General features: G+C 72.9%; 24 protein-coding genes. 11 read left to right on the top strand and 13 right to left on the bottom strand.

Features of this window, described 5'->3' with window-relative positions; all coding sequences use genetic code 11:
• Positions 1 to 80: 80 nt before the first annotated feature.
• Positions 81 to 584 (bottom strand): pyridoxamine 5'-phosphate oxidase family protein, encoded by a 504-nt coding sequence (locus tag ABZ808_RS24900; protein WP_357010894.1) that lies wholly within the window; start codon positions 582 to 584, stop codon positions 81 to 83.
• A 77-nt stretch (positions 585 to 661) separates the two neighbouring features.
• Complete coding sequence (locus tag ABZ808_RS24895; RefSeq protein ID WP_357011229.1) at positions 662 to 1,159, bottom strand: polyadenylate-specific 3'-exoribonuclease AS; 498 nt, start codon at positions 1,157 to 1,159, stop codon at positions 662 to 664.
• Positions 1,160 to 1,455: 296 nt separating this feature from the next.
• On the opposite strand from ABZ808_RS24895, the gene ABZ808_RS24890 reads away from it, so the two are divergent.
• Positions 1,456 to 2,148: a Crp/Fnr family transcriptional regulator gene (locus tag ABZ808_RS24890; RefSeq protein ID WP_030337710.1), complete on the top strand. Its 693-nt coding sequence runs from the start codon at positions 1,456 to 1,458 to the stop codon at positions 2,146 to 2,148.
• Between the two features lie 93 nt (positions 2,149 to 2,241).
• On the opposite strand, the gene ABZ808_RS24885 is transcribed toward ABZ808_RS24890, so the two are convergent.
• Entirely contained in the window at positions 2,242 to 2,439 is a 198-nt protein-coding gene (locus ABZ808_RS24885; protein WP_357010892.1) for a hypothetical protein, read from the bottom strand.
• 161 nt (positions 2,440 to 2,600) lie between these two features.
• Between ABZ808_RS24885 and ABZ808_RS24880 the strand changes: the two genes are divergently transcribed.
• Positions 2,601 to 6,125: an adenylate/guanylate cyclase domain-containing protein gene (locus tag ABZ808_RS24880; protein ID WP_357010890.1), complete on the top strand. Its 3,525-nt coding sequence runs from the start codon at positions 2,601 to 2,603 to the stop codon at positions 6,123 to 6,125.
• A 7-nt stretch (positions 6,126 to 6,132) separates the two neighbouring features.
• Here the strand turns inward: ABZ808_RS24880 and ABZ808_RS24875 are convergent, their stop codons facing one another.
• Positions 6,133 to 6,825, bottom strand: a complete 693-nt coding sequence (locus ABZ808_RS24875; protein WP_357010888.1) for a lysophospholipid acyltransferase family protein — start codon at positions 6,823 to 6,825, stop codon at positions 6,133 to 6,135.
• A 123-nt stretch (positions 6,826 to 6,948) separates the two neighbouring features.
• On the bottom strand, positions 6,949 to 7,257 hold the full coding sequence (locus ABZ808_RS24870) for a hypothetical protein (protein WP_357010886.1): 309 nt from the start codon (positions 7,255 to 7,257) through the stop codon (positions 6,949 to 6,951).
• A gap of 277 nt (positions 7,258 to 7,534) precedes the next feature.
• Between ABZ808_RS24870 and ABZ808_RS24865 the strand changes: the two genes are divergently transcribed.
• Both ABZ808_RS24865 and ABZ808_RS24860 read left to right on the top strand, forming a co-directional pair.
• Complete coding sequence (locus ABZ808_RS24865; protein WP_357010884.1) at positions 7,535 to 8,395, top strand: DUF308 domain-containing protein; 861 nt, start codon at positions 7,535 to 7,537, stop codon at positions 8,393 to 8,395.
• A gap of 158 nt (positions 8,396 to 8,553) precedes the next feature.
• Positions 8,554 to 10,038, top strand: a complete 1,485-nt coding sequence (locus ABZ808_RS24860) for a trehalose-6-phosphate synthase (RefSeq protein WP_357010882.1) — start codon at positions 8,554 to 8,556, stop codon at positions 10,036 to 10,038.
• Positions 10,039 to 10,056: 18 nt separating this feature from the next.
• Here ABZ808_RS24860 and ABZ808_RS24855 read toward each other — a convergent pair whose 3' ends face one another.
• The 6 genes from ABZ808_RS24855 to ABZ808_RS24830 all read right to left on the bottom strand — a co-directional run bounded on the left by ABZ808_RS24855 (position 10,057) and on the right by ABZ808_RS24830 (position 15,365).
• A complete protein-coding gene (locus ABZ808_RS24855) occupies positions 10,057 to 10,851 on the bottom strand; it encodes an alpha/beta fold hydrolase (protein ID WP_357011227.1) in 795 nt (264 codons plus the stop codon).
• Positions 10,852 to 10,930: 79 nt separating this feature from the next.
• A complete protein-coding gene (locus ABZ808_RS24850) occupies positions 10,931 to 12,337 on the bottom strand; it encodes an NAD(P)-binding domain-containing protein (RefSeq protein WP_357010880.1) in 1,407 nt (468 codons plus the stop codon).
• Positions 12,338 to 12,451: 114 nt separating this feature from the next.
• Complete coding sequence (locus ABZ808_RS24845; RefSeq protein ID WP_357010878.1) at positions 12,452 to 13,156, bottom strand: endonuclease/exonuclease/phosphatase family protein; 705 nt, start codon at positions 13,154 to 13,156, stop codon at positions 12,452 to 12,454.
• Between the two features lie 10 nt (positions 13,157 to 13,166).
• Positions 13,167 to 14,114, bottom strand: coding sequence for an ROK family glucokinase (locus ABZ808_RS24840; RefSeq protein ID WP_357010876.1), 948 nt, complete (start codon positions 14,112 to 14,114; stop codon positions 13,167 to 13,169).
• 71 nt (positions 14,115 to 14,185) lie between these two features.
• The gene (locus ABZ808_RS24835) at positions 14,186 to 14,878 is read right to left on the bottom strand and encodes a hypothetical protein (RefSeq protein WP_357010874.1); all 693 of its coding nucleotides are present in this window, start codon (positions 14,876 to 14,878) and stop codon (positions 14,186 to 14,188) included.
• 31 nt (positions 14,879 to 14,909) lie between these two features.
• Entirely contained in the window at positions 14,910 to 15,365 is a 456-nt protein-coding gene (locus tag ABZ808_RS24830) for an SRPBCC family protein (RefSeq protein WP_357010872.1), read from the bottom strand.
• Positions 15,366 to 15,552: 187 nt separating this feature from the next.
• Between ABZ808_RS24830 and ABZ808_RS24825 the strand changes: the two genes are divergently transcribed.
• The 7 genes from ABZ808_RS24825 (at position 15,553) to ABZ808_RS24795 (ending at position 23,834) form a co-directional block, all read left to right on the top strand.
• A complete protein-coding gene (locus tag ABZ808_RS24825) occupies positions 15,553 to 17,367 on the top strand; it encodes an AMP-binding protein (protein ID WP_357010870.1) in 1,815 nt (604 codons plus the stop codon).
• 14 nt (positions 17,368 to 17,381) lie between these two features.
• Entirely contained in the window at positions 17,382 to 19,073 is a 1,692-nt protein-coding gene (locus ABZ808_RS24820; protein WP_357010868.1) for a GAF domain-containing sensor histidine kinase, read from the top strand.
• Positions 19,074 to 19,080: 7 nt separating this feature from the next.
• On the top strand, positions 19,081 to 19,749 hold the full coding sequence (locus ABZ808_RS24815; RefSeq protein ID WP_007072219.1) for a response regulator transcription factor: 669 nt from the start codon (positions 19,081 to 19,083) through the stop codon (positions 19,747 to 19,749).
• A gap of 183 nt (positions 19,750 to 19,932) precedes the next feature.
• On the top strand, positions 19,933 to 20,742 hold the full coding sequence (locus ABZ808_RS24810) for an SAM-dependent methyltransferase (protein WP_357010866.1): 810 nt from the start codon (positions 19,933 to 19,935) through the stop codon (positions 20,740 to 20,742).
• Between the two features lie 79 nt (positions 20,743 to 20,821).
• Entirely contained in the window at positions 20,822 to 22,480 is a 1,659-nt protein-coding gene (locus ABZ808_RS24805) for a bifunctional diguanylate cyclase/phosphodiesterase (protein ID WP_357011225.1), read from the top strand.
• A 78-nt stretch (positions 22,481 to 22,558) separates the two neighbouring features.
• Positions 22,559 to 23,143 (top strand): TetR/AcrR family transcriptional regulator, encoded by a 585-nt coding sequence (locus ABZ808_RS24800; RefSeq protein WP_357010864.1) that lies wholly within the window; start codon positions 22,559 to 22,561, stop codon positions 23,141 to 23,143.
• Between the two features lie 22 nt (positions 23,144 to 23,165).
• Positions 23,166 to 23,834, top strand: coding sequence for a lysophospholipid acyltransferase family protein (locus tag ABZ808_RS24795; protein WP_357010862.1), 669 nt, complete (start codon positions 23,166 to 23,168; stop codon positions 23,832 to 23,834).
• 7 nt (positions 23,835 to 23,841) lie between these two features.
• Here ABZ808_RS24795 and ABZ808_RS24790 read toward each other — a convergent pair whose 3' ends face one another.
• Together ABZ808_RS24790 and ABZ808_RS24785 are read right to left on the bottom strand one after the other, a co-directional pair.
• A complete protein-coding gene (locus tag ABZ808_RS24790; RefSeq protein ID WP_357010860.1) occupies positions 23,842 to 24,966 on the bottom strand; it encodes a glycosyltransferase family 4 protein in 1,125 nt (374 codons plus the stop codon).
• On the bottom strand, positions 24,963 to 26,222 hold the full coding sequence (locus tag ABZ808_RS24785; protein WP_357010858.1) for a M48 family metallopeptidase: 1,260 nt from the start codon (positions 26,220 to 26,222) through the stop codon (positions 24,963 to 24,965). The genes ABZ808_RS24790 and ABZ808_RS24785 overlap by 4 nt, the downstream gene beginning before the upstream one ends.
• Positions 26,223 to 26,247: the final 25 nt, after the last annotated feature.

Here is a 26,247-nt window from a genome sequence, read left to right as displayed (position 1 = left end):
GCGGGCCGTCACTGCGCACTGTAGTCGGCCTGCCTGTGCGATGACAGCGCGCCCCGGGCGACCCGACACCCAGCCACGGTTCAGTAGGTCACCTCGTGGTTCGCGCCCGGCGCCGGCGGCTGGCCGGTGACGACGGCCTTGGCGAACCCGAACAGGTTGACCACGGTGCTGCTCGGCGAGTCCCAGTACTCGGCGGAGCTGGCGTGCACCTTGATCAACGTCAGACCAGGGGTGTCCAGCCCGTCCGGGAACCACACCCTGAACACCGGATTCCACAACTGCTCGGCGCGGGCCCGGTCGAACCCCTCGGTGGCGGTGCCCGAAACCGACACCCAGGCGCTGCGCTTCTGGTCGGAGAACGCGACATTGACCTCCGGGTTCACCCGGATCTGACGGACCTTGGCCGAGTCGGCGGAGGCGAAGAACCACAGGTCTCCGTCGAACTCGGCCTCCTGCAGCCCCATCGGCCGACTCACCTGCCGCCCGTCCAGGGCGATCGTGGTCAGCATGCAGATCCGGGCGTCGCGGACCAACTCGGTGACCCGGGCGCGGGCCTCGGTGGCGTTGGTCGGCTCGTTGCTCATGGCGGTCTCCCTCGGCTCGACTCGTCGGACCGATGCCCGGGACAGAACCGGTCAAACCTGCAAAGGTACGACGACTCTCAGCGGGTCGTCATCGCCCGCCAGCGGGCCAGGTTGTGCCGGGCGTCGACCAGGGCGTCGTGCCGGGCCGCGTCCGCGTCCGGCAGGTGCGGCCGACCCCGGTCGTCCCAGAGCTGGCGCAGATCCTTGGTGAACCGGGGGATCTCCCGGGGCAGCGCCGGCATCGCACCCCAGAGCTGGGCGAGGACCACATGGTCGTACGCGGCGTACCAGGCCCACAGCTCCACCTGCTCCCCCGGCCGGTCCCGAACCGGCTCGACGAGGAAGTCGTACAGGTCGTCGCGGATGCGCTCGCGCGAACGCCAGGCCCGGTCCGCGGGCGAGGGCAACTTGTCCAGCACGTTGCGCCGGACCCAGGGCACGGCTCGGGAGTCGTCGAACTCGGTGGAGACCGCGTAGAACTCGCGGCCGTACTCGTCGACGACACCGATCGAGACGAGATCGACGATCCGCCCGTCCTCGATGAATTCGCAGTCGTAAAAGTAGCGGTACACCATTCCGGCCATCCTCGCCCACCGCCGTCGGACGCCTCCCGGCGGGGCCCGCAGACGGATCACCGCAGCTCAGCGGCGATCCGGGCCACGGACCACGGCCGGCACCCACAACGGAGGTACGCCGCAGGTCGAGACGGTCACGGAAGTGCTTCGAGGGGTGTACAGCAAGCGACCGGACCGTCATGATCTGATGTGTATCGCTAACCGGACGCCAAATCGGTGTCAGTTCACCTTGTCTGGGCCATCAGGTTTCGCCCGGTGAGCGAATTTGTGGTCCTTGACCGGGGAGGGGTTGGGCCGTGGAGGTTCGCCTGCCAGAGCCGGGTGATGCGCTCACGGGTGTCGAAATGTTCGCTGGACTGGAACCCGAGGTGCGGCAGCGCGTGATCGCCGCCGCCGTCCCCCGCACCTACCGCAAGGGCCAACTGCTCTTCGTGGAGAACGACCCGGGTGAGTCGCTGATCGTCCTGCGCCGGGGTGCCGTGGCCGTCTTCCGCACCGCGCCCACGGGCGAGCGGGCGGTGCTGTCGGTGATCCGTCCACCGGACGTGCTCGGTGAGGTCTCCCTGCTCGACGCCTCCACCCGGTCCGCCTCGGCCGAGGCCATCGAGGACTGCGCGGCGCTCGCGCTCTCCCGGGGGGCGTTCATGGAGCTGGTGCACTCCAACCCGCGCATCCTGGACGCGGTGATGCGCTCGCTGGGCGGGCTGATCCGCCGGCTCACCGAGCAGAACGCCGACCACGTCTTCCTGGACCTGCCCGGCCGGGTGGCCAAGACGCTGGTGCGGCTGGCCGGCGAGAGTCAGGCCCCGATGATCACGATCGAGCTCAACCAGAGCCAGTTGGCCGAGATGGCCGGCGGCTCCCGGCAGAGCGTCAACCAGGCGATCGGCTCGTTCGCCAGCCGCGGCTGGCTGCGCACCGAGGGCCGCCGCATCGTGGTCACCGACGTGGCCGCGCTGCGCCGCCGTGCCGGCATGAACGACCGCTGACCCGCCGGGAGCGGGCAGCACACAGAGACGAACACGACGCGGCCAGGTCACCCGAGGGCGACCCGGCCGCGTCGTCGTGTCACAGGCGCCGGATCAGACTCCGGAGCTGCCCGGCCCGGCCCACTTGTCCGGACCCTTGCCGTCGCCACCCGGGCCGTGGGACTGCTCGATGACGATGCCCTCGGCCTGGAGCGTGGCGAGCGTGGCGGCGTCGACGTCCACCGACTCGCCCGCGGAGTGGCTGACCCCGTTGCCGTCGGTCCAGTCGCTCTCCAACTTGACGTACACCATTGACCTGTCCCCCTCTGGTCGCTGATCGAGATTGGCTGACTGAATGTAGTCCGCGAATCCCCCGTGTGGACTGTCCACAAGCCAACAGGCCGGTACCCGACAGCGGTCCCGACGGTGATACTCCGTCTGACGGGACGCCCTTGGCGTCGACCGGTCCGCCAGTGGAGGGTGTCATCGCCGCGCAGTGTGAGCGCTGTGGACGCACGGCCGCCGACGGCGACCGCTTCTGCGGTGGCTGCGGCGCCGAGCTGGGCGCCGTCTGCCCCCACTGCCTGCGCCCGCTCGCCTCGGACGTCACGTTCTGCACCTCGTGCGGGTCGCCTCGGCCGGGAGCGGACCGACCCGCCGCCGTCACCCCCCAGGAGGACCGCCGGCGGGTGAGTGTGCTCTTCGTCGACCTGATCGACTTCACCCCGTACGTCGAGCGGGCCGACCCGGAGCAGGTCCGTGGCATGCAGACCGGCTTCTTCTCCGCCGCCCGCCGGGTCGTCGGCCAGTACGGCGGGGTGGTGGAGAAGTACATCGGCGACGCTGTGATGGCGCTCTTCGGCGCGCCGATCGCCACCGAGACCGACGCGCTGCGCTGCGTACGCGCCGGGCTGGAGCTGCAACGGGTGCTCACCCGGTTCGCGCCGACCGGCAGCACCGAGCTGCGGTTCCGGGTGGGGGTGGCCACCGGCGAGGCGCTGGTCGACGTGGCCGCCGCCCGCGACGGCGGGCAGGCGATCGTGGCCGGCGACGTGGTGAACACCGCCTCGCGGATGCAGTCCGTCGCGCCGCCGGGCGGAGTGCTGGTCTGCGGCAACACGCACGCGCTGACCAAGGACGCCATCCGCTACGAGGAGCAGCCCCCAGTCACGCTGCGCGGTCGGTCGTCGCCGACCGAGGTGTGGCTCGCCCTGTCTCCGCTGCGCCGCCAGCCCACCGATCGGGAGCCGGACACCACGCCGCTGGTCGACCGGGAGCACGAGCTGGGCATGCTGGTCAACGCCCTGCACCGGTCGCTGCGGGACCGGCTGCCGCAGGTGGTGACGATCTTCGGCCGAGCCGGCATCGGCAAGAGCCGGCTGCTGCGGGAGCTCTACCGGCACACCGGCCGGCTGGTCGACGAGCCCCTGACCTGGCGGACCGGGCGATGCCCGCCGTTCGGGGAGAACGTCACGTTCGCGGCGCTCGCCGACATCGTCAAGACCGAGGCCGGCATCCTGGACACCGACCCGGCCGGCAGCGCGGCCCAGCGGTTGGCCACCGCCGTCGGTGAGCTGATCGGGCCGGGCGAACGGGACCGGGTGGTGGACGCCCTGCGCCCGCTGGTCGGGCTGCCCGGCACGCCGCTGCCGGCCGAGGAGGCGGAGTCCGCGTGGCGGCGCTTCCTGCTGGCGTTGGCCGCCCGGCGCCCCACCGTGCTGGTCTTCGAGGACCTGCACTGGGCCGACGACGCGATGCTGCGCTTCGTGGAGCTGCTCGGGGCGGCGGCCCGGGAGGTGCCGCTGCTGCTGCTCTGCACCGCCCGCCCGGAGCTGGTCGACCGGGATCCGAGCTGGGCCGGCACGATCACCGGTTCGGTGACCATCACCCTGCCGCCGCTACGCGACACCGGCATCGCCGCCCTGTACGCGCACCTGTTCGGCCAGGCGGCGTTCTCCGCCGACATGCTCAGCCCGCTCATCGAGGTGGCCGGCGGCAATCCGCTCTACGCCCACGAGTACGTCCGGATGCTGATCGAGCAGGGCGCGTTGCGCCAGTCCGGGCGGGGGTGGTCGCTGGACAAGCAGCTCGAACTAACCATGCCGGAGAGCGTGCACGCGGTGATCGCCAACCGGGTGGACCTGCTGGACGCCAAGGACCGGGCGGTGCTGCTGGCCGCCTCGGTGGTCGGGGTGCAGTTCTGGCCGGGTGCGGTGGCGGCGGCGCTGGGGCAGCCGGTCGAGTCGGTCGAACGCTCGCTCCGCCGCCTGGAGCAGCGCGACTTCGTGCACGAGCAGGCGGCGTCGACGATGGCCGGGCAGGCGGAGTTCCGGTTCCGGCACGTGCTGGTGCGCGACGTCTGTTACCAGCGGCTGCCGCGCACCGAGCGGGTCGCGCGGCACGAGCGGGCGGCGGACTGGCTCGACGCGCTGTCGCACAGCCGCGACACCGACCTGGCGGAGGTGCTCGCCCACCACCGCTGGGCGGCCCACGAGATCGCCCGCTCGCTCGGCATGCAGGTCCGCCGTTATGCGGCGCCGGCGCGGCAGGCGCTGCACCGGGCAGCCCGCCGGGCGTACGCCCTGCACGGGCTGGACGCGGCGGCGAGCCACGCGGGCCGGGCGCTCGGCCTGGCCGACGACGGTGACCCGGTGGGCCGGCTCCAACTGGAGCTGCTCAGCACGGAGATCTCGTTCTACCGCGACGGCAACGGGTTCCTCTCCGGCGGTGGGCCCGAGCAGGTGCACGCGCTCGCCGACCGGCTGCTGGCGCACGGCGACGACGCCTGCGCCGCCCGGGCGTGGACGCTGCTCGGCCAGGCGGCCTGGCTGCGCGCCGACCGCGCCGACGCGCTGGTCTGCCTCGACCGCGCGGTCCAGTTGTTCGAGCCGCTGCCGGACACCTCGCAGAAGGCCGACGCGTACGCCGAGCTGGGCCGGTTGCACATGCTCAACTACGAGCGGGACCTGGCCGTGGCGGCGGCCGACACGGCGGCGGAGATCGCGGAGCGGCTGGGCCTGACCGAGACCCGCACCAACGCCCGGATCACCGCCGCCACCGCCCGTTACCAGGCCGGCGACCGGATCGGCCTGGACGAGCTGCACGCGGTCGTCGAGTTCGCGCGGGCCGGTCAGCTGCTCGCGCTGCCCCGGGCCACCCAGAACCTCGCCTGGGCGATCCGCGAGGAGGGTGACTGGCTGCGCTCGGACGCCCTGCTCTCGGCAGCGCCGGCCCGGACGGCCAGCGGCCAGACGCTGACCACCAGCTATTCGGCGGAGGCGATGCGGGCCTGGTTCGAGGGTGACTTCGGCCGGCTGCTCGCGGCGGCGGAGGCGTTCGTGGACACTCCGACCGGCAGTTGGGACATGCAGGTGCGGGGGTTGCGCTGCTGCCTGCTGGTGCTGCGCGACGACGATGATCCGAGCGACCTGGTCGACGCGCTGGACACCGCGCGACGCAGCGGGTTCCACCGCCTGCGCTGGACGATGCTGGGCATGGCGGCGCTCTGCCGGGCGTTGCAGGACCGTGGCGCCGAGGCGGCGGAGCTGATCGACGAGCTGGATCGGTCCTGGTCGGAGGTGCCGGCCCTGGCCAGCGGGGAGTGGATCGCCGCTGCCGCGTACGCCGCCGCCCTGGCCGGGCGGGACGCCTCGGTGCGGGTCCGGGCGATGCTGGACCGGGTGGGTCATCGCACGCCGTGGTCGGAGGCGGCGCTGCGGACCGTGACGGCGGCGGTGGCCGCGGCCGACGGCGACCACCGGCGCGCGGCCGAGCTGCACCTGGCCGCCGCCGAGACGTACGGCCGGATCCCGGACGCCAGTGACCGGGCGCTGGCGCTGGCGCTCGCGGCGGCCGAGCTGACCCGGGCCGGCGAGCCGGCAGCCGCCCGGGTGGCGCGTGCCGAGGTCGGCACCTTCGCGTTGCGCAACAACGCCCCGGGTCTGCTCGCGCTGGCCGGGCGGCCGATCAGCCCGACCGGGCCGGCGGTGGCCTGCTGAGCGTGGGTCAGGCGGCCACCGGCGCGGGGGCGAGCTGCTTGAGCTTCTGCGCGTAGATGTCGACGTACTCGCGGCCGGAGAGTTCCATCAGCTCGTACATGATCTCGTCGGTGACCGCGCGCTCGACGAACCGGTCACCGGCCATCCCCTCGTAGCGGGAGAAGTCGAGGGGGGCGCCGAAGCGGATCCGCACCCGGGCGATCTTGGGGATGAGCTTGCCGGGCGGCTGGATCTGGTCGGCGTTGAGCATCGCCACCGGCACCACCACCGCGCCGCTCTCCAACGCGAGCCGGGCCACCCCGGTCTTGCCCCGGTAGAGCCGCCCGTCCGGGGAGCGGGTGCCCTCGGGGTAGATGCCGGCCACTCCCCCGGCGCGCAGCACCTGCAACTGGGTGTCCAGGGCGGCGCGGGCGGCCCGGCCGCCGGAGCGGTCCACCGGGATGGTGCCGGTGCCGACGAAGAACATCCTGGTCAGCCAGCCCTTGATCCCCTTTCCGGTGAAGTACTCGGCCTTGGCCACGAAGGTGACCTTCCGCCGGGTGATCAGCGGGGTGAAGATCGAGTCGGAGAAGGAGAGGTGGTTGCTGGCCAGGATCACCGGGCCGGTCGCCGGCACGTTGTCCAGACCCTCCACCTGCGGACGGAAGATCAGCTTGAGCAGCGGACCGAGGATGACGTACTTCAGCAGCCAGTAGAGCACCGGCGTCCTTTCCCGTGGTGGGCCCGCGACGGCGCGCCATGCCCGCAAGCGTCGCCCGTCACGGTCGAGCCTACGAAGCCCGGAGCCGCACCACAACGGACCAAGTGGGCACCTCGCACACGGCTACCCGCCCTGCTCCTCCTTCCACTGTAGGTATTCGCGGTACAGCGCATCTTCCCGCCGTCGCTTGCGCCTGTGCAGCACCCGGGAGGCGACGAGGAGCACGGCGCCGCCGCCCAGCATCAGGTAACCGATGATCCGGTCGTCGGCGACCTTCGGGGCCGCGCTGAACAGCGCCCCCACGAAAATCGCGGCGAGGCCCAGATAGAGGGCGATACCGGGTGGCGTCTGCCGGTACTCCAGGTGGTGGCGGTCGGCGAAGGTCTGGAACTGCGGCGGAATGTCCAGTTCCTCGTACTCATCAGCAGCCACGTGCGCCTCCCCGGTCCCGTTCGATGACAGCCCGGCAGGGCGGGCTCGGCGTGTCGAGTTGCCCGCGTCAACGATCATCGAGATAGCACTTGTCGCGCAAGAACGGACATTGGAGCCCTGCCGCGACCTGCGGCAGTGGCCGTGACTTTGGAAGACGCGACACAACGCACTCCCGGAACCGACCCCTGACGTGTCACGATTCAGAGCACGGCGTGCGGACGGACGCCGAGGGGGCAGGGCCGGCCGCGCCGCACGGCGCGTTGAGGAGGATGTCCGGGTGTCAGCGGGTGGGGCCCGCCGGGGACGGCGGGACAACGGGCTCGACGCGAGCGAGTACGCCGTCGTCGGCGACGTCGATCCGCGCGTCGGCGAGCACCTGCTCGACGTGCTGGCCGCCGGCGGGATAGCCGCCTACCTGCAACCGTCTGCCGACCTCAACCCGGTCACCCGCACCACCACCGTTCCGGCCCGACCGGTCGACCGGCTCTACGTCGACCGGTCGCACCTGACCACCGCACGCGACTACCTCACCCAGCTCGCCGACGAGACGGCCCCGGAGCAGCCCCCAGCCCGCGACGAGCCGGACATCGACGCCGAGTGGGCCCGGATCGTGGCCGGTTTCCACACCGCCTCGACGGCCGGCGACCACCCGTGGCCGGCCGCGGAGGACGTCGACGACCGGGACGACCGCAAGACCCGGGACGAGCCGGCCGCCGGGCCACTCGCCCGTGCCGGCACCGACGAGGCCGGGCCGACCGCCACCGACGTCCGCCGGCTGCCGTCGGCCACCGACTTCTCCGGGATCTCGGTCGGGCGGGGCCCCCGGCCGGACGAGCCGTCGCTGCTGGACGGGCTGGACACCTTCGGCGCCGACCTGCCCGACGACGACGAGGACGAGGGTTACCACCCGCCGCCACCGCCGCCGCTGCCCCGGTTCTCCAAGTACGCGGTGATCGGCACGCTCGCGGTGGTCGTCGGGTTCGTGCTCTTCCTCTTCCCGTGGCTGCTCCCCATCGACCGTTCGGCGGTCACCCTGTTCGGCTTCACCGGTATCCTGGCCGGTTTCGTCACGCTGATCTGGCGACTGCGCCCCGGTGACGAGGACGACGACGATCCGGGCAACGGCGCCGTCGTCTGACGCCCGACCGCATCCCGGGACGACCTCGCCCCGCCCGGGGCGTAACAATGGTGTAACTTACGGTCAGTAGGAATACCGCTGTACGTCACTTCCCCCGCTGACTGACCGGTTTTTCCTTGCTCGTGGCGGTCAGTCCTCTGCTGATCGGAATGCCCGAGATGCGACAGAGTTCCCTCGTGGTGGTGGCCAACCGCCTCCCCATCGACGACAACCAGGCGCCGGACGGGGCCTGCGAGTGGCGCCGCAGCCCCGGTGGGCTGGTCAGCGCGCTGCACCCGCTGCTGCGACACACCCCGGCCACCTGGGTCGGCTGGGCCGGCGGCACCGGGCCGGCCCCCACGCTGCCGGACGTGGACGGCGTTCGGATGCACACCGTCCCACTCAGCCACGAAGACCTTCGCGACCACTACGAGGGGTTCTCCAACGCCACCCTCTGGCCGCTCTACCACGACGCCGTCGAGCAGCCGGAACACCACCGCCGGTGGTGGGAGGCCTACCAGCGGGTCAACCAGCGCTTCGCCGAGGCGACCGCCGAGGTGGCCGAGCCGGGCGCGGTGGTCTGGGTGCAGGATTACCACCTGCAACTGGTCCCCGGGCAACTGCGCGCCCTGCGACCCGACCTGCGCATCGGGTTCTTCCTGCACGTGCCGTTCCCGCCGCCGGAGCTGTTCATGCAGCTCCCCCGCCGGGCCGAGCTGCTGCGGGGCATGCTCGGGGCCGACCTGGTCGGCTTCCAGCGCGCCCAGGCCGCGCACAACTTCGCCCAACTCGTCACCCGGGTGCTGGAACTGCCCGCCACCGACCGCCGGATCGGGATCGACAACCGGGTGGTCCGCATCGGGGCGTTCCCCGTCTCCATCGACACCACCGAGATGGCCGCCCTCGCCGCCCGCCCCGAGGTGGCCGCCCGGGCCCGCCGGCTCCGCCAGGACCTCGGCGACCCCCGGCAGGTCATCCTCAGCGTGGACCGGATGGATTACACCAAGGGCATCGAGCAGCGGCTCAAGGCCTACAGCGAGTTGCTCGCCAGTGGCGACGTGAAGGTTCGCGACACGGTGCTCGTCCAGGTCGCCATGCCGAGCCGGGAACGCGTCGGCCAGTACCAGATCCTGCGCGAACGGATCGAACGCGAAGTGGGCCGGATCAACGGCGAGTTCGGCCGGGTCGGCGAACCGGCCATCCACTACCTCACCCAGCCCTTCGACCGGGCCGAGCTGGCCGCGCTCTACCGGGTCGCAGACGTGATGGCGGTGACCCCGCTGCGCGACGGGATGAACCTGGTCGCCAAGGAGTACGTCGCCGCGCGGGTCGACGACACGGGCGCGCTGCTGCTCAGCGAGTTCGCCGGCACCGCCGCCGAACTCTCCCAGGCCTACCTCGTCAACCCGCACGACCTGGAAGGGCTCAAGCAGGCGCTGTGCACGGCCCTGCGGGCCAGCCCGACCGACGTCACCGAACGGATGCGGGCCATGCGCGCCCACCTGCACGAGCACGACATCCGAGCCTGGGCCCGCTCCTACCTCAGCGCCCTCGACGAGAACGGCGCCCTGGTCGGTCGCCTGACCAGCACCGACGGCCCCCCGGACGGCACCGCCCGGGTGCCCCGGCCCGCCGACCGGGCCACCCAGCACACCACCGGCTGACCCGCGGCCGCCGCTCGCTCAGCGCGCCACCGGCTCCTTCTCCAACCAGTCCAGGATCGCGTCGATCGGCTCCGCCCACCGCACGTCGAGCATCAGGTCGTGCCCCATCCCGGGGAAGAGCAGCGGCGCCGAACCGTAGCGGCGAGCCACCCGGGTCAACGTCGACGACGGCACCACCCGGTCGTCCGGGCTGCCCAGCACCAGCACCGGCGGCGCACCCACCGGCGGCTCCGCCTCCGGCTCGCCCAGCAGCGCCCACTGCGCCCGCCGGCCCGCCCGGCCGAGCCGCGCCGTGTACCGCCGCGCCTCCTCGTCGGGCAACTCGCGGCTGAACAGCTGCCCACGGCTGAGCCGCAGCGGCCCCCCGAACACCGCCGGCAGCGTGCCGGCCGGGTTGCGACGCACCGCCGTCCCGAACATCCCCCAGCCGCCGAAGACCGGCGCCACCAGCACCGCGCCGCGCGCCGGGTAGCGGGCCAGCGCGTGCGCCACCACCAACGCCCCGGCGCCGTGCCCCACCAGCACCGCCTGGCGCGGCAGGCCCGCCGCCACCTGGACCACATCGTGGGCGTACGCCCGCAGCGTCGCCTCCGGCGCCGGCTCGCTGCCGCCGTGCCCCCGCAGACTCATCGCGTACGCCGGAAAGCCCCGTGACGCGGCGTGCCCCAACCAGTGCTCGGCGAACGCCCACGCGCCGTGCCCGAAACCCGGCACGAAGAGCAACGGAGGCCGCCCCTGCTCCAGCTCCGGAACGGCGCTGACCACCTCACGCCGCGCCGGCCGGACCGGACGGGACCACTCCCGGCCCCGCATGATCCGCAGCTCACTCCTCGCGCTCACCGGCCCAGCCTTTCGTTCGCGACTGCGGGGCTCGCAAGCTCACTCCTCGCGCTCACTTGCCCTCCAGGTCGTGTAGGGCGCGCTGGACGGCGCGCAGGTAGTCGGCGTGGCCGACCTCGAACCAGTGCCGGCTGCTCTCCTTGACCTGCCCGGAGTAGCGCTCCCCGGCCCGGTCACGCGTCCGCTGCGCGAACGCCGCAGCCCGCTCCGGTCGGTCCCGCCGAGCCCGCAGCAGCCGGGCGAAGAGCACCGTCTGCCAGTGCGCCAGCGTGAACATCCCCGAATCCGGCTGCACCAGGCCGGCCACCGCCAGCGTCGGATGCCCCGGGGTGAAGGCGTTGAGCCACAGCGTGGGCCGGCCCGTGCCGGCGCTGTCACCGAACACCGATGCGTCGAGGAACTCGAAGCGCGGCAGGTAGCCGGTGGCGAAAATGACCAGCTCGGGGTCGATCTCGCGGCCGTCGGCCAACTCCACCGCGTACGGGTGGAACCGAGCCACGTCGGGCACCGGGCCGATCCCGCCGTGGCCCACGTAGTAGACGAGCTGGCTGTTGGCGATCGGGTGCGTCTCGTACACCCGGTGGTCGGGCTTGGGCAGGCCGAAACGGGTCAGGTCGCCCACGGTCAGCCGCAGCGTCCAGTGGTAGAGCCACTGGCGTACCCGCCGCGGCACCCGCAGCGCCAGCAGGGAGTCGTTGACCTGGTCGGCGGGGCGACCGAGGACGTACTTCGGGGCGTACCAGTAGCCGCGCCGGGTGGAGTGCCAGCAAAGCGACGCCTGCTGCGCGGCCTCGACGGCGATGTCGCACCCGGTGTTGCCGGCGCCGACCACCAGCACCCGCTTGCCGCGCAACTGCGCCGGGTCCTTGTAGGACGACGCGTGCATGATCTCGCCACGGAACTCTTCGAGCCCCTCGTAGCGGGGCAGCTTCGGTGACCAGTTGTGCCCGTTGGCGATCAGCACGGCCGCGTAGCGGGAGGTGCGCTCCGGCCCGTACCCGCCGGTGGATCGGGTGGTCACGTCCCAGCGGTCCCCCTCGGCGGGCTCGACCCGCACCACCTCGGTGCCGAACCAGATGTGCGACCGCAGGTCGAAGTGGTCGGCGTACCGCTCGAAGTACGAGAGCAGCTGGCTGTGGTGCGGGTAGTCCGGCCAGGAGTCCGGCATCGGGAAGTCGGGGAACTGGGTGAACGGCTTCGACGAGATCAGGTGGGTGCTGGCGTACACCGGGCTGCGGTCGTGCCGCCAGTTCCAGGCGCCGCCGACCCCGGTCTCCCGTTCGTAGCAGTCCACCCCGAAGCCGTGCTCACGCAGGTTCTTGATGGCCGTCAGGCCGCTGGCCCCGGCCCCGATGACGCAGACCGTGTCGCCCCGGTCGGAGAGCGGGCGGTCGTCGCGACTGTGCGCGGACGGGGTCGCCTCCGGGTCGGGCCGGCCGTGGTCGGTGGAGGTGGACACCGGGACATCTCCTTTTGTGCGGCACGGGTGCCGGTCGCCGCGAAATCCTCCCCACATCGGAGCCGGATGTCCAGCCCCGACGCGGACCGATCGGCGGGTCCTGCGGGCGAGGCGTCAGCCGGAGCTGGGCAGCAGCAGGTCCACCAGGACCGGAAAATGATCGCTGGCCCGCCGGGTCTGCGGGGTGTCCACCACGTCGTAGTCGACCACGGCGATCCGTGGGTCGACGAAGAGCGCGTCGATGCGTCGGCGCGGGTCCGCGCACGAGTAGGTGAGCCGGTCCGCCCGGTCGGCCGCGACCGCCGCGTCGGTCAACCCGTGCGCCACCGTGGCCCAGGCCGGCCCGTCGGGCCCCTCGTTCAGGTCGGCCCCGACCACCAGCGGGCCGCTCGCCGCGTCCAGCCCCCGCTTGAACTCGGCGGCCTGCCCGGGACGTTCGGCCGGGTCGGTGGACAGGTGCGAGCCGGCGAGGGTGAACCGGGCGTCGCCGACCCGGCATTGCGCGTACGCGGCGCCGCGCAGGTGCCGGCCCGGGGTCAGCGGGAAGCGCTGACACCTGGTGCCCGACACCTGGACGCGCAAGCTGGTCAGCAGCAGGTTGCCCAACGCGGGGAGCCCGCCGGCGGCCACCACCAGGCCGAACGACTCGGCCAGCGAGGCGGACTTCTGCCGCCACCGGAACCGGCGCGGCCCCTCCTGCACGATCACCACGTCCGGCCGTGCGGCCCGGACCACCGCCGCCAACGCGGCGGTGTCGTCGCGCTGGCTGTGGATGTTGTACGACACCACCCGCAGTGGTACGCCCGAGCCCTGGCCCATCCCGACCGCCTCAGATCCGCCGGGCCAGGTCGGCCGCGCCGATCACGCCGGCGCTGTTGCCCAACTCAGCGGGGAGCACCTCGGCCACCGGCAGGCGGCCCCGCTGGGCGAGCGCGTCGAGGTAGGAGCGGCGGGTCGGGCCGAGCAGCAGGTCACCGGCGTCGATCACGCCGCCGCCGACGACCAGGGTCTGCGGGTCCAGGATCTGCGCCATGTCGGCGAGGCTGGTGCCCAGCCACCGGCCGATCTGCGCGAACGCCTCGGCGGAGACCAGGTCGCCGCCCTGCGCGGCGGCGGTCACCATCGGGCCGGTGATCGCCTCGGCCTCTCCGCCGGCCAGATCCAGCAGCGCGGCGGCCCGCTGCGGCTCCTGCCGGGCGCCGGCCCGGGCGAAGCGGACCAGGGCGCTGCCGCTGGCGTACTGCTCGATGCAGCCCAGCCGCCCACAGCCGCACTGGTGGCCGTCCGGCACGGCCAGCATGTGGCCCAACTCCGCGGCGATGCCGTGCGCGCCGCGCACCAGCTCACCGCCGAGCACGATGCCACCGCCGACGCCGGTGCCGATGGTGAACATGACCATGGAGTCGTCGGCGGCGCGGGCGGCGCCGTAGCGGAACTCGGCCCAGGCGGCAACGTTGGCGTCGTTCTCCACGATCACCGGCAGGCCGACCGCGGTGCTGACGTAATCGCGCAGCGGCTCGTCGCGCCAGGCCAGGTTGGGGGCGAAGAGCACGGTCGAGCGGTTGGCGTCGATCCAGCCGGCCGCGCCGATGCCGACGCCCTCCACCGTGTGCTCGGCAGCCAGCTCGCTGACCAGTTCGATGATGACGTCGCGGGTCTTGCCGACGTCATCGGCGGGAGTGTCCCGTCGGGCCTGCACGAGGACCTTGCCGGTGTCGTCCACGACACCGCCGGCCACCTTCGTGCCACCGACGTCGACTCCGATGGTCAGCGTCACCGCTGCCGCTCCCCTCTGCTGTCCGGCCCACGCGCCGACGGCACGCCGGTCCGGGTCAGGTTGTCCCGCGCTCAGGCGACGTCGCCCGGTGCGTCCGCACCGGTGTCGTCGGGCACCCGCGATGCGGGCACCACGGGTCGGCTGGTCGGTGCCGGTGCGGCCACCGACCCGGCCTCGTCGACGGGTGCTGCGGCGGCCGGGGCGGGTGCGTCCGCCGTCCGGGTGGCGACCGACCAGACATCTCGCTCCGGCGCCGGCTGAGAATCATGCCCGCTGCGGGTGGCATCGCGCCACACGTGATCGTCATCGGAGGTGCCGGGCCGGTCGGCCGGGTCGGCCTGCGGCGCCTCGCCGCCGCTGCTCGGGGCGGCCGTTCCCGCAGGTGCCGGCGGGGTCGGCGCGGAGGACGACGCGGGCGACTCGCTCGGGGCAAACGCGCGGAGCAGGCTGGCCACGCCGGCCGCGAGGTCGCCGGCTCCGGTCGCGAGCCGCTCGGCGAATTCCGGACTCGGGTCACGTAAAGCGGCGATGCCGCGACAGACCGGGCAGACGCAGCATTCGGCCGAACCGGTGGCGAAACCACCGCCGACGCCGGAGCCGCCGCCCGGTGCGGCACTGTGACCGAGGACACCGGACAACATCCCGCCCAACGGGCCGAACGCACCACCCGCCGCCCCGCTGGAGGCCAGTCGCGCCCCCGCCAGCAGGGTGGCGACAAGCCGTTCCGCCTCTTCCCGGGCCGAACCCGGATCCGTTTCCCCCACCCTCGGCTCCCCTACCGTGCTGCCGGACACGTCATTGCGCCGCACCGGGTGTTTCTACCCGGCGCTTGAGCTGCTTCAACGCAGTGTCCATGATCATCTTTTCGGCCTTGCGCCGGAACATGCCGAGCATCCCCACGGACAGCTCGACCTCCAGGGTGTAGGTCACCGTGGTGCTGCCGTCCGGGTTGGCCACCAGGTCGTACGAGCCGCGCTGGCTCTTCTGCATCTTCGAGGGGGCGACCAGCTGCCACTCGATGCGCGAGATGTCCTCGGCGTACTCATAGGCGAGCACGTACTCGTCGGCCATCACCCCGGCGTCGATGGTGAAACGCACCTGGCTGGCGTAGCCGTCCTCGTACTCCTCGATCACCTCGGCGTGCCGCACCGCTTCGGTCCACTCCGGGTACCGCGAAAAGTCACAGATGACCGCCGCCACCCGGTCCGGTGACGCGCCGATGATGATCGACTGGGTGGAGGAGTCCGCCATGGGCGAAGGCTACCCGGCGGGTACCTCCCGCGCGCCGCGCCGCCCCCGACCACCCGCCGAACCGGCCGCCACGAGCCCCAACCTGCATCCTGCCTGTGCCATCCGTTCCGCCCGCCGGGTAGTTTCGACAGTGCCGCCACCCCCGGGCGGCTGGCCGCCTGGCCAGTGCGAGCACGAAGGAGTGCAGGTGCGCGAGTTCTCTGTTCCGCCGATCGTCACCGTTGGCGAGGCGGCCAACCTCACCGATCCGGTCTGGGACAACGCCGAGGTCGCACCGGACGCCGTCCAGTTCGCCCGCGCCACCCCGTCCGCCGACGGCACCGGCACCACCTGGGCGGAAGTGACCTGCCTGCAGTTCCGCGACGAGGTGACGGCGGTGGCCCGCGGGCTGATCGCCGCTGGCATCCAGCCCGGCTCCCGGGTCGCGCTGATGAGCCGCACCCGCTACGAATGGACGCTGCTGGATTACGCCATCTGGACGGCCGGCGCGGTCACCGTCCCGATCTACGAAACCTCCAGCGCCGAGCAGGCCGCCTGGATCCTCGCCGACTCCGGCGCGGTCGCCGTGGTGGTGGAGACCAGCGTGCACGCCGACCTCATCGCCGGAGTACGCGACCGGGTGCCCGAGCTGGACCACGTCTGGCAGATCGAGCTGGGCGCGGTCGACGAACTGGTCAACACCGGCGCCGCCGTCGAGCTGGCCGAGGTGGAGCAGCGACGCAAGGGCGTCCGCGCCAGCGACCTGGCCACCATCATCTACACCAGCGGCACCACCGGCCGGCCCAAGGGCTGCATGCTGACCCACCGCAACATGTACGCCGACATCGCCAACGCGATACCGGTGCTGCCGAACCTGTTCAACGCCGGCGCGGCCACCCTGCTCTTCCTGCCGCTGGCGCACGCCTTCGCCCGGCTCATCCAGATCGGCGTGGTGCAGGCCCGCGCCACCATGGCCCACTGCGCCGACACCAAGAACCTGATCGCCGACCTACAGGACTTCCGGCCCACCTTCGTGCTCTCCGTACCCCGGGTGTTCGAAAAGGTCTACAACGGGGCCAAGCAGAAGGCCGAGGCCGGCGGCAAGGGCGGCATCTTCGCCCGCGCCGAGCAGGTCGCCATCGCGTACAGCGAGGCGCTGGAGACGCAGCGCGGGCCCAGCCTGGCGCTGCGCGCCCAGCACGCGGTCTTCGACCGGCTGGTCTACCGCAAGCTACGCGCGGCGCTCGGCGGCCGGTGCCGCGACGCCATCTCCGGCGGCGCGCCGCTGGGCGCCCGGCTCGGTCACTTCTACCGCGGCATCGGCGTGACGATCCTGGAGGGCTACGGGCTGACCGAGACCTCGCCCGCGGCCGCCGCGAACCTGCCCACCGGCACCCGGATCGGCACGGTCGGCCGGCCGCTGCCCGGCGTGACCGTGCGGATCGAGGACGACGGCGAGATCCTGATCGCCGGCGAGCTGATCTTCCAGGGCTACTGGCACAACGAGGTGGCGACCGCCGAGGTGCTCAGCCCCGACGGCTGGTTCCGCACCGGTGACCTGGGCCAGCTCGACAACGACGGCTACCTCACCATCACGGGCCGCAAGAAGGAGCTGATCGTCACCGCCGCGGGCAAGAACGTCGCCCCGGCCGTGCTGGAGGACCTGGTCCGGGCACATCCGCTGATCAGCCAGTGCGTCGTCGTCGGCGACCGCCAGCCGTTCATCGCGGCGCTGGTCACCGTCGACGAGGAGGCGTTGCCGGCGTTCCTGGAGAGCGCCGGGTTGGCCCCCGGCACCCCCGTCGACCAGCTACGCGAGCACGAGGCCCTGCGGGCGGAGATCCAGTCCGCCATCGACACCGCGAACCAGGCCGTCTCCAAGGCCGAGGCGATCAAGGTCTTCCGGATCCTGCCCCAGGACTTCACCGAGGCCACCGGTGAAATGACGCCGTCGATGAAGGTCAAGCGACAGGTCGTGCACAAGACGTACGCGGCGGAAATCGCCGATATCTATCGAGGCTGACTACCATCCGTCACGTGCCCGCATCCACAACAGCCGCACCACAGCCGCATCCCCTTGCCCTGGCCGCCCGCCTGGTGATGCTGGCGCTGGTGGCGATCCTGACCCTGTTCGCCACCAGCGACGTCGCCGAGCTGTGGTGGATCGCGCTGCTGGCGGTCGCCGGGCTGCCCGCGCTGCTGGCCCCGCAGCACCGGCTGATCGGGCCGCTGAGCCGGATGGCCGAGGTCGTGGTGCTGGGGCTGGCCGCGAGCCAGGTGGCCGCGGTCGCGTCGACCGACGGCACGGTCGGCGGGCTCGGCGCCTCGGCGGTGCTCCCCTACCTGGCGGTGCCGGTGACCGTCACCGCGCTGCGTCGCCGCTTCGCCGAGAGCGCCGCGCTGCTCGTGGTGGCCGCCGCCACGCTGCTGGTCAGCGGCGCGTTGACGGAGGTCGGCGACGGGCGTCAGCTCGGCCAGGTCGGCTACCTCGCGGTCTGCGCGCAGTGGCTGGTCCTGGCCACGTTCGGGCTCTACGCCGCCAGCACCCTGCACCGGATGATCGCCGTACGCGCCGAGAGCAAGCCGCAGCCGTACGCCGAGGCGACCCGGCTGCTGACCCAGCTGCGTACGGTGGCCCGGCAACTGCCCGGCGCGACCCTGGACCCGGGCGGCATCTCCGAGCACCTGCTGGAGGAGTTGCGCACGGTCGCCCGGGCGGACCGGGGCGCGGTGCTGTCGGCCAGCGGAGGCGGGCGGCTCGTGGTGCTCGCCCAGGCCGGGGTGGACCGGGTGGACTGGGAGACGACGCTCGACGCGGACTCGGCGATCGCCGACGCCTGGGCCAGTCAGCAGGCGCAGACGGCGGCGCGGTCGCAGTCCCGCTCGCACCGGGGCGGTGACGTCTCCGCGCTGATCGTCCCGTTGGTCGCCGGGGTACGCACGGTGGGGTTGGTGGTGCTGGAGGCCGACGCCGCGCACGCGTACCCGCCCCCGGTGGTGTCCCGGGTGACCGGGCTGACCCAGCCGGCGGCGCTGCGGCTGGAGGCGGCGCTGCTCTTCGACGAGGTCCGCTCGCTGGCCACCAACGAGGAACGCCAGCGGCTGGCCCGGGAGATCCACGACGGGGTGGCACAGGAGTTGGTGATGGTCGGCTACGGCATCGACAACGCCCTGGCCACCGTCTTCGACGACGCGGACGAGACCGCTGAGGCGCTGCGGACGCTGCGCGCCGAGGTGACGCGGGTGATCACCGAGCTGCGGCTGAGCCTGTTCGAGCTACGCAGTGAAGTGGACCGCCAGGGTGGGCTGGCCGCGGCGATCGCCGAGTACGCTCGGACGGTGGGTGCCTCCGGCGGGTTGCGGGTGCACCTGTCGCTGGACGAGTCGACCGCTCGGCTCCCGGCCGCCACCGAGGCCGAACTGCTGCGCATCGCCCAGGAGGCGGTGACCAACGCACGCAAGCACGCGGGGGCGTCCAACCTCTGGGTCACATGTGAGGTTGATCCCCCCTACGCGCAAATTGAAGTGTCGGATGACGGTCAGGGGATGGCTGACCAGCGCCCCGACGGGCGGTACGGTCTTGCGATCATGGCCGAGAGGGCGGAACGTATCCGGGGCCGGTTGGAGATCAGGCCGCGGCAGCCCAGCGGCACGACCGTGGCGGTGGTTCTTGGCACCTCGTCCCGGCGCGATAACGTGCGCGGTAGCGCAGCATCAGAAGGGGAGTAACCCAAGGATGACCACAAGTCCGACACCGGCCACCCGCACCAAGGTCCTCCTTGTCGACGATCATGACCTCATTCGTAAGGGCCTGCGGCACGCCTTCGAGCGCGACCGCCAGTTCGAGGTCGTCGGTGAGGCCGCCACGGCGGCGGAGGGGGTACGCCAGGCCGGTGCCCTACAGCCGGACGTTGTGATCATGGATCTGCGGCTGCCCGACGGCAGCGGCCTGGAGGCAACCCGGGCGCTGCGCAAGTCCAGCGCGTCGATGGGCATCGTGGTGCTGACCATGTACGCCGGCGACGACCAGCTCTTCGGGGCTCTGGAGGCCGGCGCGAGCGCGTTCGTGCCGAAGACCGCGCCGGCCGACGAGGTGGTGGCCGCCGCGCGGCACGCAGCCTCCTCCCCCAGCGCGTTCACCGCCGCCGACCTGGCCGAGGCGATGAAGCGTCGACTCGCGCCGTCCGGTCCGCAGCTCTCCCCCCGCGAGGGGCAGGTGCTGCGACTGCTGGCCGACGGGATGAGCGTGGCGGGCATCGCCAAGCAGCTGTTCGTCAGCGAGTCGACGGCCAAGACGCACATCTCCAAGCTCTACGAGAAGCTCGGGGCCGCCAACCGGGCGCAGGCGCTGATGACCGCGCTGCGGCTGGGCCTGCTTGAGGCACCGGACGCCCCGAAGTTCTGACCCCCACCCGCTCGTCGAGCGGAACGCCCCGCCCGAAGTCCGCGCCCGCTTCCCGCCGGCGCGGACTTCGCGTATCGACCGCTGTTGGGGGCAACCTTGCGGCAGGCTATGGTCTGGCGGTCCCGACGGGGGCACAATACCCGCGCGGGCGACGCCCGCATCGCGGACTCAAGGGGTGAGCGCATGCAGCGGCCGGACTGGGCACCCGACACCATCGACATCGAGCGCCCGAGCGTCGCGCGGATGTACGACTACTACCTCGGCGGCTCGCACAACTTCGCCGTCGACCGAGCGGCGGCTCAGGCGATGGTGGCCGCCGTCCCGCAGGCGCCGTTGATGGCCCAGGCCAACCGGGCGTTCCTGCGTCGCGCGGTGAGCCACCTCGCCGAGGCCGGCGTTCGACAGTTCCTGGACATCGGCTCGGGCATCCCCACGGTCGGCAACGTGCACGAGATCGCCCAGCGGATCGACCCGCGGTCTCGGGTGGTCTATGTGGACGTCGACCCGGTCGCGGTGGCGCACAGCCGGGAGATCCTGGCCGGCAACGACCGCGCCGTGGTGGTGCAGGAGGACCTGCGGCACCCGGAGCGGATCCTGGCCCACCCGGACATTCGCAAGCTGCTCGACCTGAGTCAGCCGGTGGCCGTGATGATCGTGGCCGTGCTGCACTTCGTCCCCGACGAAGACCGGCCGGCGGAGCTGCTGCGGACCCTGCGCGACGCGCTGGCCCCCGGCAGCTACCTGGTGCTGTCGCAGGCCAGCGACGACGGACGCAGCGCCGACGAGCGGGCCGAGGCGGAGCGGGTCTACCAGCGCACCGACAATCCGCTCTCGGTCCGCAGCCGAGCCGAGCTGATCGCGCTCTTCGACGGCTTCGAGCTGGTCGACCCGGGCGTGGTCTGGGTGCCGCAGTGGCGACCGGACACTCCGGAGAGCGCAGAGGACGCCGAGCGTGCGGTCTTCATGGGCGGCGTCGGGCGACTCGGTGAGTGAGTCGCCCGGGGCGGACACCCACCCGGGCACCTTCGCCCGTGCCTGGGCCAAGGCGGTCTCCGGCACGAGCTACCTGCCGATGACCCAGGCCCAGCTCGAGGCCCTGCTGCAGCGGCTCACCGGGCAGCTGGCCGGCGCGTTGCTCGCCGAGCCGTTCGACCTGCGAGCCGGGCACCGGGTCGGCGCCGAGCTGGTCGCCGCGCACATCGCCTCCGCGGAGGGGCTGGGTCGTACCGTCGAGGTGATCCAGCTGCGGCTCGTGCGTGACCTGGGGTTGGTGGCCGAGGACGTCGAGGACCGGATGGCGCGGCTGCTGGCCGCCGTGGCGACCGGTTACGCCCGCGCCTTGCGGGACCGGACGCTCGACGAGCAGGAGTCGATCCGCCGGGCCGCGATGATGGCCCGGACACAGGCCGAGCGCGCCCTGCGGGCCAGCGAGGCGCGGTTTCGCCACCAGGCCACCCACGACCCGCTCACCGGCCTGCCCAACCGGACGCTGTTCACCGAGCGGCTCACCGCCGCGCTCAACGAGCCGGGTCGGGGCGCCCAGCGCGTCGGGGTGTGTTTCCTCGACCTGGACCGGTTCAAGGTCGTCAACGACAGCCTGGGGCACCAGGTCGGCGACCAGCTGCTGACCATGGTGGCCGAGCAGTTGCGCCAGACCCTCGGCGAGCACCTGGTGGCCCGGCTCGGTGGGGACGAGTTCGTCATCCTGGTGGAGGGCAGCGGGGGCACCGACGACATGGTGAAGGTGGCCGAGGCGGCTCTGGCGGCTGTCCGGGCACCGAGGTCGGTCGACGGGCACGAGTTGCAGGTCTCGGCGAGCATCGGCATCGTCGAGCGCCAGGTCGCCGGGGCCGACCCCAGTGACCTGATGCGGGCCGCCGACAGCACCCTGCACTGGGCGAAGGCGGCCGGCGGGGCGCGCTGGGCGCTCTACGACGCCGAGCGCAACCGCCGCGAGCTGGCCCGGTACGCCCTCTCCGCGGCCATCCCGGCAGCCCTCGACCGTGGCGAGTTCTACCTCGACTACCAGCCGCTGACCTCGCTGCGCGACGGCCGGCTGCTCGGCGTGGAGGCGCTGGTCCGCTGGCGCCACCCGGAGCTGGGCGTGCTGCGGCCGGACAGCTTCATCGGCCTGGCCGAGGAGACCGGCCTGATCGTGCAACTGGGCGGCTGGGTGCTGGCCGAGGCGTGCCGGGAGGCGGAGGCCTGGTCGGCCGGCGGCGCGCAGGCACCGTTCGTGAGCGTCAACCTGGCCGTCCGGCAGGTGCACCGGCCCGGCCTGGTGCAGGACGTGCTCGCCCTGCTCCGGCAGACCGGGCTTCCGCCGGAGCGGCTCCAACTGGAGATCACCGAGAGCACGATGATGAGCACCGCCGAGGAGCCGGTACGCGCGCTGCGGGTGCTGGCCGACCTCGGGGTGCGGATCGCCATCGACGACTTCGGCACCGGTTACAGCAATCTGGCGTACCTGCGGGACCTGCCGGTCACCGAGCTGAAGGTCGCCGGGGAGTTCGTGGCCGGCCTGCGGTCGCCGGCGGTCGGGCGCACCGACGAGCGGATTCTCGCGTCGCTGGTCTCGCTGGCGCACGCGCTGGACCTGACGGTCACCGCCGAGGGGGTGGAGACCGCCGGGCAGGCCGAGCGGCTGCGGGCGATCGGTTGCGACGCCGCGCAGGGCTGGCACTTCGGCCCGCCCGCCCCCGCCGACCGCATTCTTGCCCGCATCCGCTGACCGGCCTGGCCGGACGCTGTGTGACATCTCCCCCGCACGCTCATAGACAGTGTCTACGCGAACTGGTAGACACTGTCTATGAGCGTGGAGGACGCGAGTCTGCGGGCCCGGTTGGTGGCCGTCGGGGTGGACCTGGTGCTGCGCGAGGGCCAGTCGGCGGTGTCGCTTCGGGAGATCGCCCGCCGGGCGGGGGTGTCCCACGGCGCCCCACGTCGCTACTTCCCCACCCACGTCGACCTGCTCTCCGCCATCGCCCGCGAGGGTTTCGCCGACCTCACCGCACGGGTGGAGCAGACGATGCGCGAGGCCGGCCCGGACCCGCGTACCCGACTGGTGGCCCTGGGCCGGACGTACCTGGACTTCGCGGCGGAGCACCGCGGCATGTTCGAGCTGATGTTCCGGCACGACCTGCTGGCCAGCGGCCGCCTGCGGCTGCGCGAGACGAGCCTGCCGCTCTTCGCCGACCTGGCCGACCTGGTGGCCCAGGTACGCCGGCCGACGGACGCCCCCGTCCCGGTGCTGGCCGGCGCCCTCTGGGCCAACCTGCACGGCATCGCCCAACTCTGGGCGTGGGGCAGCCTGCCGCTGGCCACCGACACCACCGACGACGACGCCCTGCTGCACGCCGCACTCGACGCACACCTCGGCCCCGCCACCAGTTGAACCCCGACCACCCGGAGAACCCGTGCCCCTGCTGTACGACCTCACCAAGCTGACCGTCGGCGCCGCCCTACGGCTGGGCTGGCGACCCCAGGTGCACGGGCTGGAGCACCTGCCCCGGCACAGCGGCGCGATCCTCGCCGGCAACCACCTGTCCGTCGCCGACGAGTTGTTCCTGGTCACCGCGGCACCCCGGCACGTCACCTTCTGGGCCAAGTCCGAGTACTTCACCGGGCGTGGTCCGGGCGGCTGGCTCAACCGACGGATCGTCCACGGCATGGGCGCGATCCCGGTCGAACGCGGCGGCGGTCGGGCGGCCCTCAGCGCCCTCGACGCCGCCGTGCCGGTGCTGCGTGCCGGCGGCCTCGTCGCCATCTATCCGGAGGGCACCCGCTCCCCGGACGGACGGCTCTACCGAGGCCGGACCGGCATGACCCGACTGGCCCGCGACGCCGGAGTGCCGATCATCCCGGTCGGCGTGCTCGGCACCGCCGAGGTGCTGCCCGTCGACGCCCGGCTGCCCCGCCGACACCCGATCAGCCTGCGGTTCGGCCCGCCGATCTCCGTCGCCGACCGGATCAACGGACCACGCGACATCCGGACCATCACCGACGAGGTGATGGCCGCGATCCAGCAACTCACCGGCCAGGAGTACGTGCCCCACCACGCCCCGCCACGGCCGGCCCGCACCTGAGCGGCGGTCAGCCGGCGAGCAGGGCCGTCATCCGCTGCGCCTGCGCCTCCCAGCGCCATTCCCGCTCCACCCACGCCCGGCCCGCCGCGCCCAACTGGCGGGCCAGATCGCGGTCGGCGAGCAGCCGGGACACACGATCGACGAGCTGGGCGACGTCCCGCCCCGGGACCACGAACCCGGTCTCCCCCTCGCGGACCGCGTCCGGCGCGCCCCCGGAGTCGCCCGCCACCACCGGCAGACCGGTCGCGGACGCCTCCAGGTAGACGATGCCGAGCCCCTCCACGTCCAGGCCACGGTTGCGGGTGCGGCAGGGCATCGCGTACACGTCGCCGGCCGCGTAGTGCGCCGGCAGCTCGGCCGACGGCACCGAGCCGGTGAAGACCACGTCCCGCTCCACCCCGGCCTGCCGGGCCAACTTCTCCAACGTCGCCCGGTAGGGCCCGCCGCCCACGATCAGCAGCGCCGCGTCGGGCACCCGGCGGCGGATCTCCGGCAGTGCCCGGATCAGCATGTCCTGCCCCTTGCGCGGCACCAGCCGGGACACGCAGACCACCACCGGCCGGTCGGCCAGCCCCAGCCGGACGCGGACCGGCTCACCATCCACCGAGGGGTGGTAGGTGTCCACGTCCACCCCGGGCGCCAACCGGCGCAGGTCGGTCACGCCGTCGAGCACCCGGGCCAACCGGCTGCGGGTGTATTCCCCGAGGTAGGTGGTCACGTCGACGCCCCGGCCGATCCGGCGCAGCGCCGGACGCGCGGCGGGCAACGCCGCCCAGCCGACCTCGTGGCCGTGGGTCTGCGCGACCACTCGACGCACCCCGGCCCGGCGGCGCAGGCCCGCGGCGAGCAGCCCGAGCGGCGCGGCCGCGCCGAACCACACCGTGTCGCAGTCGTACGCGCGGGCCAGCCGGGCCGCCCGCCGGGCGATCAGCGGGGTGGGCAGCAGCACCCGGGTGCGTTCCCGAACCACCTCGAACGGCTGGTCGGCGTCGAACTTCGCCGCCCCCCGCCAGCTCGACGCGTACACCACCACCGAGCCGGCCGGCTGACGCACCGCCAGGTTGTGCACGAAGGACTGGATCCCGCCGGGGCGGGGCGGAAAGTCGTTGGTGATCAGCAACGTGCGGCTCATCGGCCGGCCTCCCGGGCGTACGCGCGGGCGGCGGCCATCCGCTCCACGGTGGACGGATGCGAGGCCGAATAGAGGTATTCCCAGCGCGGCGGATCGGGATCGCCGAGGTTGACCGAGCCGAGGCGGCGCTGCATCGACTCGAAGGCAACCGGGTCACGGGTGAGCGCGAGCGCGTGCGCGTCGGCCCGCGCCTCCACCCGGCGGGACATCAGCGCCTGCGCCGGCGCCGCGACCAGACCAGCCACCGTGACCAGGGCGACCAGCAGCGGGAACGCGCGCGGATCGGCGACCGAGTCGACGCCGGCCAGCCGCAGCAGCAGCCCCCACGAACCGAGCAGGTAGAGCGCCACCACCGCCGCCGCCGCGCCCAACGCCCCGGTGAGCGTGCCCACCGCCACGTCGGAGTCCTTCGCGTGCCCCAGCTCGTGCGCCACGACGGCCGTCACCTCGGCCGGGGTGGCCTCGCGCAGCAGCGTGTCGTAGACGACCACCCGCCGGGTCGGCCCGAGACCGGAGACGTACGCGTTGACCGCCCTGGTGCGCCGGGAGGCGTCGGCGACGAGCACGTCGCGCACCGGCACCCCGTCGCGGGCGGCCATGCTCATCAACTCGGTGCGCAGCGGCCCCTGCTCCATCGGGGTGAATCGGTTGAACACCGGCTCCACGAGCACCGGCAGCACGAACGAGAGCAGCACCACCAGCAGTGCGGCGCCGGCCGCGCCGACCGCCCACCACCAGCGCGGCGCGAGCCGGATGACCGCGTAGAAGCCGAACAGGGCGACCGCGCCGATCACCGCGCTCACGGCGTACGACTTGAGCAGGTCGACGGCCCAACCGCTCCAGCCGTTGGTGCTCAGCCCGTACCGCGTCAGCACGCTCTGCCGCCAGGCGGAGAACGGCAGGGTGAGCAGGTCGGCGACGAGCACCACGGCGAGCCCGCCGAGCACCGCCTGCGCGATCCAGTGCCCACCGAACGGCCGGCCCACCAGCTCGACCAGGCGACTGCCCAGCGGGGTGAGGCCGAGGGCGAGGGCGATCAGCAGACCGACGGCGAGCGCCGCGTACCCGCCTGGGCGCAGCGCAGCGCGGAACTCCCGCCCACGGGCCACCTGCTCGGCCGGGAGGTCGCGCAGCGCGGCCAGTTGGTCAGCGCGGGGTGCCGGCGGCCGGTGCCACGGGATGAGCAGCGCGGCGATCACCACCAGCGCCACGGTCAACCCGGCGAGGGTCAGCAGCGCCCAGCCGCGCGGTGTCACCGGGGCACCGCCGCGCCGCCGACGG

This window comes from Micromonospora sp. NPDC047527, assembly GCF_040643015.1.
Lineage (GTDB): Bacteria > Actinomycetota > Actinomycetes > Mycobacteriales > Micromonosporaceae > Micromonospora.
The sequence above is the reverse complement of the archived record's forward strand: the minus strand, read 5'-3'. Positions and strand labels throughout refer to the sequence as shown.